The sequence below is a fragment of the Brevundimonas kwangchunensis genome, assembly GCF_039523815.1.
Lineage (GTDB): Bacteria > Pseudomonadota > Alphaproteobacteria > Caulobacterales > Caulobacteraceae > Brevundimonas > Brevundimonas kwangchunensis.
The window spans coordinates 310030-320080 of sequence record NZ_BAAAGA010000005.1; the positions used below are offsets into that span (position 1 = coordinate 310030).

The window sequence follows — 10051 nt, forward strand, 5'->3', positions numbered from 1 at the left end:
CGGCGGCGGCGGTCGCGGCATGAAGGTCGCCCTGACCGCCGACGATCTGGTCGAGGCCGTCCAGACCGCCCAGTCCGAGGCGCTGGCCGCCTTCGGCAACGGCGCCGTCTACATGGAGCGCTACCTCCAGAAGCCGCGCCACATCGAAATCCAGGTCATCGCCGACAGCCACGGCAACGTCGTGCACCTTGGCGAGCGCGACTGCTCGCTGCAGCGTCGTCACCAGAAGGTCCTGGAAGAGGCCCCCTCGCCCGCCCTGTCGGCCGAGGGTCGCAAGAAGATCGGCGAGACGGTCAACAAGGCCATCGCCGCCATCGGCTACCTGGGCGTCGGCACCATCGAGTTCCTGTGGGAGGACGGCGAGTTCTTCTTCATCGAGATGAACACCCGCCTGCAGGTCGAACACCCGGTCACCGAGATGATCACGGGCGTCGATCTGGTGCGCGAACAGATCCGCATCGCCGCCGGCCTGCCGCTGTCGTTCACCCAGGCCGACGTCACCTTCGAGGGCCACGCCATCGAGTGCCGGATCAACGCCGAGAACAGCGAGACCTTCACGCCCTCGCCCGGCACGATCACCGACTTCCACGCCCCCGGTGGGCTGGGCGTCCGGCTGGATAGCGCCATCTACACCGGCTATTCGATCCCGCCCTACTACGACAGCCTGATCGGCAAGCTGATCGTCCACGGCCGCGACCGCGAGGAGTGCATCGCGCGCCTCAAGCGCTCGCTGGGCGAAATGGTCGTCGGCGGCGTCGATACGACGATCCCGCTGTTCCAGAAGCTGCTGGCCGAGCCGGATATCCTGTCGGGCGACTACGACATCCACTGGCTCGAGAACTGGGCCAAGCGCCAGAAGGCCCCGGCCTGACGGCAGTGGAGGAACCGGACTTCAGCGCCAGCGAGCCCTTCGGGGCCTTCGGTCCGGACGAACTGATGCAGTGCTATGCCCGTGGGGTCTTCCCCATGGGCGAGGCCCGCGACGATCCGCGGGTCTTCCTCATCGAGCCGGACCAGCGCGGCGTCATTCCGCTGGACCGCTTCCACATTCCGACGCGCCTTCGTCGGACGGTTCGCAGCGATATCTTCGAGGTTCGCGTCGACACTGCATTCGGCGCCATGCTCGACGCCTGCGCAGCTCCGGCTCCGGGGCGTGAGGACAGCTGGATCAACGGCCCGATCCGCCGCCTCTACATGGCGCTGAACGCCCGCGGACAGGCCCATTCGATCGAGTGCTGGAAGGACGAGCGGCTGGTCGGCGGCCTCTACGGCGTCACTCTCGGCGGGGCCTTCTTCGGCGAAAGCATGTTCAGCCGCGAGCGGGACGCCTCCAAGGTGGCCCTCGTCCATCTCGTCGGCCGGCTGAAGCGCGGCGGATGGCGTCTGCTGGACGCCCAGTTCCTGACCGACCACCTGACCCAGTTCGGAGCGGTGGAGACGCCGCAGGCGGCCTATCTCAAGCTTCTGGCGGCAGCTCGAACGCTACGACCGAACAGCCGTTCGCTCTTCGAGCCGATGACTGGGGAAGAGGCGGTCTTCTACGCCTTGCAGCCCACGACCCAGGCGTCATAGATCGGATGCTGCAGTCCGCTGACGGCGGGCGACGAGGCGAACATCCACCCCCGGAAAATCTGGCGCGGCTCGGCCGCCTGCAGCACGCCACGCGGCTGGATGGTGACGTCCAGATAGGCGATGGCGTCCTCGACCTGCTCGTCCGGCGCGGAGACCTCGCAGGCCCGGGCGGTGAAGATCAGGGTGCGCTGGAAGCGGACGGGACGACCGCCCACCTCCACCTCGAAGCGCATGCGCTGGGCGGTGATCTTGTCGACGGCCTCGACGATGGCGACGCGGCGGCGCTGGCGACGGCCGGGCGTGCCGGGCTCCTCGGCCTTGGTCGCGGCCTTCTCCTCGACGGGCGCCTCTTCCTCGGCGTCTTCTTCAGCCGGAGCTTCGGCGATGACGACGGTGGGCGGTGTCGGGGTCGGGACAGCCACCGGAGCGGCCGGTGCGGGCGCGGCTTCCGGAGCGGTCTCCTGCGGCGCACTGGTCTGGGCCGGCGGCGTCGGCTGGCGGTTCAGCTCGGCCGTGGTGTCCTGAACTGGACGCGCGTCCTGCGGAAGGTCGTTCAGCGCCGATGCGACGACGCCCCCCGCGGCCAGAACGGCCGCAGCGGCGACGCCGGCAGCGAAGACGCCGCGCAGGTTCATTCGGGCGACCAGGCCTGATAGTCGCCGGTTGCGGCCGGGCGCTGGCCCGTCGCGGCCATCGAGCCCTTCGGACGCCACGCCATCGGCGTGCCGCTCAGGTTCGGCAGGTGATCCAGTTCCCACTTGCGGCGCGGCAACGGGTGCTCGGTCGGCGTCTCGTCATAGATGTAGTGCAGCCAGCCGTGCCAGTCCGGCGGCACCTTCGAGGCTTCGGCGTAACCGTTGTAGACGACCCAACGGCGCTGACGGCCGTCGTAGCTGACCTTGTCGCGCGACTGGTAATACTTGTTCCCGAACTCGTCGGTGCCGACGTGCGTCCCGCGCTTGGCGATGGTGAACAGGGTGCCGATGGTCGCGCCGTCCCACCAACCGAAGATCTTGCCTAGCACGTCGGGAATTCCACTCGTCTCGCGTCGGCCGGAGGGCCTGACGACAGCGGCGCGATCATAGAAACCGCAAGCCCCTGCGTCCAGCGAGTCGCGCAACTCTCGCATATCAACATCTTGGGGGTAACCGGCCAGGCACCCGCCAGATTTATTGCGGTCAGCGTTTGCGGGCCGTTAGGATGAGGAAAGCCGCGTTGAGATGTCACCCGCATGCGCACCCGACCCAGCCTCGCCCATCTGCTGATGCTCTATCCGCGCCGGCCGCGTGAGCTCGAGCATCGCGGCGCCCTCATCGAACTGCTGGCGCCCGAAGGCTGGAGCGACGTGCAGGTCGAGGCCTGGCTGGACTGGGCTGCGGACGAAGACCTCCCGCTCGATGGCGCCGATCCGCTGGCCGGGGCGGCGCAGGCGTTCGTTCAGCGGTTCGACCTGCCGGCGTCGGAAGCCACCGACCTGACCGCGACTTTGCTGCTGGGGGTCGCCACGCCCGTCCACACAACGATTTGCTCGGCCGAACCGCCCCTGAACCTCAGCGATCCGGCCTCCGGAAGGGTTCTGGCAGATGAGATGGCGCGCCGGCGCGCGAGCCGGCTTGCGGCCTCCGCCATCGATGCAACGGCGTCGGCGCTCGAAGCGGTGACCCAGGCCGTGGACCGTTGCGAGGGACCGCGGGGAGACTGCAGCGATCCTGCGCGCAACCCCGCGCTGGCCCGCGCCGCCCTGGCCGCGCGGCGGGCGGGCGCTTCGGATGCGGACATCGTGCGGGCGATCGCCGGCGAATCATTTACCGCCCTGCCCGCAGCGCCGGACGAGCCTGCGCCGATCCTCGCCTTCGCCGATCGCGCCCTGATCGCGTCGGGAGCGCCCGAGGCGACGCTGGCGGCCCAGGCCGCGCTGGACGGCGATCTGGTCCTGACCTTCGATCCGGAAACCGCCGAAGCCTTGACCGAGGCCGGACGTGGCGGCGGGATCATGATCTCTGCCCGCCGACTGCAGACGCTCACCGGGGACGACTTCGAGGAGGCCTTGGCCGAGGTGGCCGGCCTGTGGGTCGAGGCCCTGCACGCTCCGGCGACTCTCACAATCGTCGATGCTGCCGAGGCGGCTCTCGCAAGCCCCGACGCCGGGTTTGCAGGGACCGCAGCCGCCATTCTGGCCGACGCCGGGGCGGCGAGCCTGTTCGTCGAAGATCCCGAAGCCCGGCTGCGGCTGGGTGTCGGCGCCTTCTCGGCCATCGATCCTTTCCAGACGGCGGATGGCCAAATCGAGCAAAGGCTGAACCCGGCGATCAGTCTGGCGATCGCCCGACACGGGGGCGACGTCGAGAACGCCGAACGCTGGCTGTTCGGACGGCGCACGCTGGTCGACGCGCCCGGCATCGATCATGGCGCCCTGCGCACCCGCGGCTTCACCGATGTGGAGCTGGAGGGGATCGAGATGGCGTTGGCTCAGGTGTCGAACCTCGCCGAAGCCTTCCGCGCCCCCGTGCTCGACCCTGGCTTCCTGCAAGATGTGCTCGGTATCGACGCGTCGGAGAGCGACGAAGTGCTCCAACACCTCGACTTCACCGCCGAGGACGTCGCGGCCGCCGAGGCCTGGGCGTTCGGGCGCCCGGACCTTAACGGCTGGACCGATGCACCGGCTGAACTCCGGCCTGTGCTCGCTGACGTCGGCGCATGGGAGGCCGCTGTTCGGTCCGACATGCAGCCGTTCAGCGCCCTGCCCGATCTCTCACCCCTGCCGTTGGACTGGAACGCCACGACGGCGAGGGCGACGCGGGCGCTGGCGGATGCGGCCCGGGCCGACGCCCGCGCTGTCCGTCTGAAGCGCGGACCGGCCCCGGCCGGGCCATTGTTCGACCTGCCCGAGGCCGAGACGCCGCGTGAGCGCCGACGGGAGCCGGAGCCGCAGGCTGTAGATCGCGTTGTCGAGAAGGTGGTCGAACGCGACCGTACGCGCCGCAAGCTGCCGGATCGCCGCAAGGGCTATATCCAGAAGGCGGCCGTCGGCGGGCACAAGGTCTATATCCACACCGGCGAATACGAGGATGGCGAGCTCGGCGAAATCTTCATCGACATGCACAAGGAAGGCGCCGCCTTCCGGTCGCTGATGAACAATTTCGCGATCGCGATCTCGATCGGCCTTCAATACGGCGTGCCGCTGGACGAGTTCGTGGATGCCTTCGTCTTCACCCGGTTCGAGCCGGCGGGGCGGGTCACAGGCAACGACTCGATCCGGTCTGCGACCTCGATCCTCGACTACATCTTCCGGGAACTGGGCGTGTCCTATCTGGATCGCTCGGAACTCGCGAACGCCGATGCCGAGAGCCTCGGCGACGGGCTGGGCTCGGGCGGAGCCGAGGGCGGCGAGCCGGAGGCCGTGCCGGCGGCGCGCTTCATCTCCAAGGGTTTTGCGCGCGGCGCCGCGCCGGACAATCTGGTCGTCCTGCCGTTCGGCCAGAAGCGCGAGACGCCGACGACGACCGCCGGCGAGCCGACCGAGGCGGTCGCCTGCCCCGCCTGTGGCGACTTCGCCCTGCAGCACCGCGGAGCCGGCTGGGTCTGCGATACCTGCGGCGCGTCGCCCTCAATGCAGGGCTAAGTTAAGACGTCTCTGGTAAGCCTCTCGCACTGCGATCCTTTTCGCTGGAGCGATCTGATGTCCCGTCCTGTCCTCGCCGCGCTGTCCGTGCTGGCGCTTCTGGCAGCCTCCGCGCCGGCCTCGGCCCAGAATGCGGGCCAGATCAGCCGTGTGCGCGGCGGCGCGAGCTGCCCGGGCTGCAATCTATTCCAGGCGGAGCTGTCGGGACTGGAGCGGAGCGGTCTGAACCTGTCCGGATCGCGCCTGCGTCAGGCGGACCTGAGTCTGGCCGTCATGAACCGCACCCGCTTTTCGAATGCGGATCTGCGCGATGTCGAAGCTTACGGCGGCGTCTTCTCCAGCTCCAACTTCTCCGGCGCAAACCTGACCAACGCCAGCTTCGTCGGCGCCTATCTGGACGGCGCCAGCTTCGGCGGCGCGACCCTCGACGGGACCAATTTCGGCGGCGCGTCGCTGGAGCGCGCGACAGGCCTGACCCAGTCGCAGTTGAACAGCGCATGCGGGGATGAGGCGACGAAGTTGCCCCGTGGCCTGACAATCCGCCGCTGCTGATCCGCCACTGACCTTACGACGATTTAAGTAGGGTTTGCCGGGGTTTGTCGGCATGTATGGGGTGTGACCCAGATCAGCCCCGCCCTCTCCCGTCGCTTCTTCGCTCCCGCCGCAGGCGTGGTGGCGCTCGTCGCGCTCGTGTCAGCGGCGGCTCCGGCCTCGGCTGAAATCCAGTTCTCCTTCCAGGAGCGGGACATCGCCCGGATGGTTTCGATCGGCGGCAGCTGCAATCGCTGCGAGCTGTCGGGCCGGGACCTGACCGGCGCCGCCTTCACCGGCGCGAACTTCATGAACGCCACCCTCGTCGGCGCCAACCTGCGCGGCTCGGAACTGGTGGGTTCGAACTTCTCGGGCAGCGACTTCAGCCGGGCCGATCTGGCCGGCGCGGAGATGTCCGGCGCCAACTTCACCGGCGCCAGCTTCACCAGCGCCCAGATGAGCGGCGTCTCGGCCATGGGCGCCACCCTGATCCGCGCCCGGATGGACCGCGCGATCCTGACCGGCGCGGAGCTTAACGGCGCCAATCTGAACGGCGCAGTGCTGTCCGGGGCCAATCTGTCGGGCGCCGAGGCCAACGCAGCCACCTTCGCCAACGTCAACGCCCGCGGCGCCAGCTTCAGCGGCGCAGAGGTCTCGATGTCGAATCTCAGCAACGGCGACTTCCGCTCGGCCAACTTCCGCAATGCGGAGCTGAATGGCTCGCGCCTGACCGGCGGCAACTTCGCCGGCGCCGCCTTCCACGACGCCGAGCTGAACCGCGCGGACATCCGCGGGACTGACCTGTCGGGCGCGCGCGGCTTGACCCAGGAACAGATCAGCCGCACCTGCGGCGACGCGGGCACCCGCCTGCCCTCGGGCCTGACGGTCCGAACCTGCCGCGGCATGAGCGTGCTGCGCATTTCGCCGCCGGCCCCGCCGGCGCCGCCCGCGCCTCCGGTTCCGCCCCGCGTCAGAAACATCGTGGTCGCCAGCAACGGCCACTGAAATGCAAAAGGCCCCGCCGAAGCGGGGCCTTTCTTCGTTTCAGCCCAAGGCCCGCCGTTACTTGAGCGGCAGCGCGGTGCGGATGTGGACGTCCTTCAGTTGGCGCTCCTGCGCCTCGGTCGGGGCGTTCATCAGCAGATCCTCGCCCTGCTGGTTAAGCGGGAAGGCGATGACCTCGCGGATGGCGGTCTCGCCGGCCAGCAGCATGACGATGCGGTCGATGCCGGGGGCCAGACCGCCGTGCGGCGGCGCGCCGTAGCGGAAGGCGTTCAGCATGCCGCCGAACTGGTCCTCGACGACCGAGGCGTCATAGCCGGCGATGCCGAAGGCCTTGAGCATGATCTCGGCCTTGTGGTTCCGGATCGCGCCCGAGCACAGCTCATAACCGTTGCAGACGATGTCGTACTGATAGGCGCGGATCGTCAGCGGATCCTGCGTCTCCAAGGCCTCCAGACCGCCCTGCGGCATCGAGAACGGGTTGTGCGAGAAGTCGACCTTCTTCTCTTCCTCAGACCACTCGAACATCGGGAAGTCGACGATCCAGCAGAATTTGAACTGGTTCTCGTCGACCAGCTTCAGCTCCGTGCCCACGCGGGTGCGGGCCAGGCCGGCGAATTTGGCGAAGGCGGTCGGCAGGCCGGCGACGAAGAAGGCGGCGTCGCCCTTGCCCAGACCCAGCGACGACATCAGGGCCTCGGTCGGCTCCTGACCCAGGTTCTTGGCGATCGGGCCGCCCCAGGCGTCCTGATCGTCGGACCAGAAGATGTAGCCGAGGCCCGGCTGGCCCTCGCCCTGCGCCCAGGAGTTCATGCGGTCGCAGAAGGCGCGCGAACCGCCGGTCGGGGCCGGAATGGCCCACACGGCGTTCTTCTCGTCCGCGCCGAGGATCCTGGCGAACAGGCCGAAGCCGCCGTCCCGGAAGTGGTCGGACACGACCTGCATCTTGATCGGGTTGCGGGTGTCCGGCTTGTCGGTGCCGTACCAGGCCATCGACTGGGCGAAGGTCAGGCGCTCGAAGCCGGCGTGCTCGAACTCGTCGCCGAAGTCGTTGGTGAAGGTATGTTTGCCGTCGATCGGGGAAACCGGCAGGCCTTCGGCGAACTCCTCGAACACGCCGTGCATGACGGGTTCGATGGCGGCGAACACATCCTCTTGCGTGACGAAGCTCATCTCGACGTCGAGCTGGTAGAACTCCAGCGAACGGTCGGCGCGCAGGTCCTCGTCACGGAAGCAGGGCGCGATCTGGAAATAGCGGTCGAAGCCCGAGACCATCAGCAGTTGTTTGAACTGCTGCGGAGCCTGCGGCAGGGCGTAGAACTTGCCCGGGTGCATGCGCGACGGCACCAGGAAGTCGCGCGCGCCTTCCGGCGACGAGGCCGTCAGGATCGGGGTTTGATACTCGAGGAAGCCCTGATCGACCATGCGGCGGCGGATCGAGGAAATCACCTTCGAGCGCAGGACGATGTTCTTGTGCAGTCGCTCGCGACGCAGGTCGAGGAAGCGGTTCGCGAGGCGGATTTCCTCAGGATACTCCTGCTCGCCGAAGACCGGCATCGGCAGCTCGGCGGCTTCGGAGAGAACCTCCAGCGACTGGACGCGAACCTCGACCTCGCCCGTCGGCAGCAGCGGGTTCACCGTCGAGGCGTCACGCATCACGGCTTCACCGTCGATGCGGATGACGCTCTCGGCGCGCAGACGCTCGACGATCTCGAAGCCCGGCGTCGACGGGTGCAGCACAAGCTGGGTGATGCCGTAGTGGTCGCGCAGGTCGACGAACAGCAGGCCGCCAAGGTCGCGCTTGCGGTGCACCCAGCCCGACAGGCGGACATTCGAGCCGGCGTCCGTCGAACGGAGGGCGCCGCAGGTGTGGGAGCGGTAGGCGTGCATGGTCGGTTCGTTCTGGATTCGGGCCCGCGAGGGGCGGAATTCGGGAGGGGCGGAAGGGCGCATTATCGCCCTCGAAAGTCAAGGTTTGACGCCCTTTGCGCGTGATTGTCCGTGCACGGTCCACACTCGGCCGACGCTTGTCCACCAGCGCGAGACGCCCTCTCCTTGCCTGCCGGGTCGATCTGATATGGTGAACAACCATGAGCCGCACCCTTCCGAGCGATCAAATGCGTCTGCCGTTGCAGACCGACCTGCCAGAGGGCGAGGCCGGCTTTGTCGTATCTGACAGCAACCGTGCGGCGGTCGAGGCGACGGAAGCCTGGCCTGGCCTGATCGGCGGAGTGATGGCCATCTGCGGCCCGGCGGGATGCGGCAAGAGCCGTCTGGGCCAGATCTGGGCCGAGCGGGTCGGCGCCGTCGCCCTGAACGGCGAGGAAGCGGCCTTCATCGATCCGCTGGAACTGGAGGGCCGTCCGGTGCTTCTGGACCGGGCGATGGACGCGGACGACGAGACCCTGTTCCACCTGATCAACCTCGCCCAAGCGCCGGGCGGGGCCCTGCTGATGCTGTCGCGCCCTGCCCCGTCAGCTTGGGAGGTTACGGTTCCGGACCTGCGTTCGAGGCTGGATGCGGTGATCAGCGTGCCGATGGATGCGCCGGACGACGCTGTGCTGGCCGCCATGCTGGATGCCCGTTTTGCGGAGCGCGGCATTCGACCGGCGAAGGATGTCGTCCCCTACCTGCTTCGACGTATTGACCGTTCGGCCGCCGCCGCGGGCGATATCGTGGGCAGGCTGGACGCCCTGCACCGGCCAGTAACGCGAGCTCTGGCGCGGGAAGTGCTGGATGACGCGAGTGACGACGACCTGGGCTGATCGCTGTCGTTAACCCTGAACCGCGCGTTCAGTTGGGGTTCAGGCTGGGCAGCCGAACATCGCTCCATGGTCGGGAAGTCGCCGCAGCCGCGAGGCTTAGGCGCCCGTCAAAGGAGAAGCCGTCATGTTGAAGAAGAAGACGTTCACCGTCGCCGCTCTCGCCCTCGCCACCGTTGTGACCGCGGGCCTGCCGACTGCCGCCGCCGCCCAGCAATGGCGCGGTGACCGCGATGGTCGATACGAGCGCTGGGAGCGACGTGAGGACCGTCAGGACTATCGCCGCTGGGAACGTGACCAGCGCCGCTATGAGCGCGATCGCAATCGCTGGGAGCGCGAGCAGCGTCGCGAGTATCGCCGCTGGGCCCGCGGCCAGACGATCCCGCATCATTATCGCAGCAGCTGGCACATTCGCGATTATCAGCGCTACGGGTACCGCGCTCCGCCGCGTGGGTACGGCTACTACCGCACCGATAGCGGTGACGTCGTGATGGCCGCCATCGCCACCGGCGTGATCCTGTCGCTGCTGAACTAGGATCGATCTGAATGAGAGACGCCCGCC

General features: G+C 68.2%; 10 protein-coding genes. 7 read left to right on the forward strand and 3 right to left on the reverse strand.

Features of this window, described 5'->3' with window-relative positions:
* On the forward strand, positions 1 to 871 hold an 871-nt coding region (locus ABDZ95_RS10665), incomplete at its 5' end, for an ATP-binding protein (protein ID WP_486303255.1).
* 65 nt (positions 872 to 936) lie between these two features.
* Positions 937 to 1572 carry a leucyl/phenylalanyl-tRNA--protein transferase gene (aat, locus tag ABDZ95_RS10670; protein ID WP_343794289.1) on the forward strand — a complete coding sequence of 212 codons (636 nt, stop codon included), beginning with the start codon at positions 937 to 939 and terminating at the stop codon, positions 1570 to 1572.
* On the opposite strand, the gene ABDZ95_RS10675 is transcribed toward aat, so the two are convergent.
* Together ABDZ95_RS10675 and ABDZ95_RS10680 are read right to left on the reverse strand one after the other, a co-directional pair.
* The gene (locus ABDZ95_RS10675; protein WP_343793512.1) at positions 1539 to 2207 is read right to left on the reverse strand and encodes a DUF2155 domain-containing protein; all 669 of its coding nucleotides are present in this window, start codon (positions 2205 to 2207) and stop codon (positions 1539 to 1541) included. The genes aat and ABDZ95_RS10675 overlap by 34 nt on opposite strands.
* The gene (locus ABDZ95_RS10680; protein ID WP_343793514.1) at positions 2204 to 2596 is read right to left on the reverse strand and encodes an NADH:ubiquinone oxidoreductase subunit NDUFA12; all 393 of its coding nucleotides are present in this window, start codon (positions 2594 to 2596) and stop codon (positions 2204 to 2206) included. Before ABDZ95_RS10680 ends, ABDZ95_RS10675 begins: the two co-directional genes overlap by 4 nt.
* 207 nt (positions 2597 to 2803) lie before the next feature.
* Here ABDZ95_RS10680 and ABDZ95_RS10685 point away from each other — a divergent pair, with 207 nt between their 5' ends.
* The 3 genes from ABDZ95_RS10685 to ABDZ95_RS10695 all read left to right on the forward strand — a co-directional run bounded on the left by ABDZ95_RS10685 (position 2804) and on the right by ABDZ95_RS10695 (position 6730).
* Positions 2804 to 5194, forward strand: coding sequence for a TSCPD domain-containing protein (locus ABDZ95_RS10685; protein ID WP_343793516.1), 2391 nt, complete (start codon positions 2804 to 2806; stop codon positions 5192 to 5194).
* A gap of 57 nt (positions 5195 to 5251) precedes the next feature.
* Positions 5252 to 5746: a pentapeptide repeat-containing protein gene (locus ABDZ95_RS10690; protein WP_343793518.1), complete on the forward strand. Its 495-nt coding sequence runs from the start codon at positions 5252 to 5254 to the stop codon at positions 5744 to 5746.
* Between the two features lie 63 nt (positions 5747 to 5809).
* Positions 5810 to 6730 carry a pentapeptide repeat-containing protein gene (locus tag ABDZ95_RS10695; RefSeq protein WP_343793520.1) on the forward strand — a complete coding sequence of 307 codons (921 nt, stop codon included), beginning with the start codon at positions 5810 to 5812 and terminating at the stop codon, positions 6728 to 6730.
* A 57-nt stretch (positions 6731 to 6787) separates the two neighbouring features.
* Here ABDZ95_RS10695 and aspS read toward each other — a convergent pair whose 3' ends face one another.
* Positions 6788 to 8617, reverse strand: coding sequence for an aspartate--tRNA ligase (gene aspS, locus ABDZ95_RS10700; protein WP_343793522.1), 1830 nt, complete (start codon positions 8615 to 8617; stop codon positions 6788 to 6790).
* 200 nt (positions 8618 to 8817) lie between these two features.
* Here aspS and ABDZ95_RS10705 point away from each other — a divergent pair, with 200 nt between their 5' ends.
* Positions 8818 to 9492, forward strand: a complete 675-nt coding sequence (locus ABDZ95_RS10705) for a P-loop NTPase family protein (RefSeq protein ID WP_343793524.1) — start codon at positions 8818 to 8820, stop codon at positions 9490 to 9492.
* A gap of 124 nt (positions 9493 to 9616) precedes the next feature.
* Complete coding sequence (locus ABDZ95_RS10710) at positions 9617 to 10024, forward strand: RcnB family protein (protein WP_343793526.1); 408 nt, start codon at positions 9617 to 9619, stop codon at positions 10022 to 10024.
* The last annotated feature ends 27 nt before the right edge of the window (positions 10025 to 10051 follow it).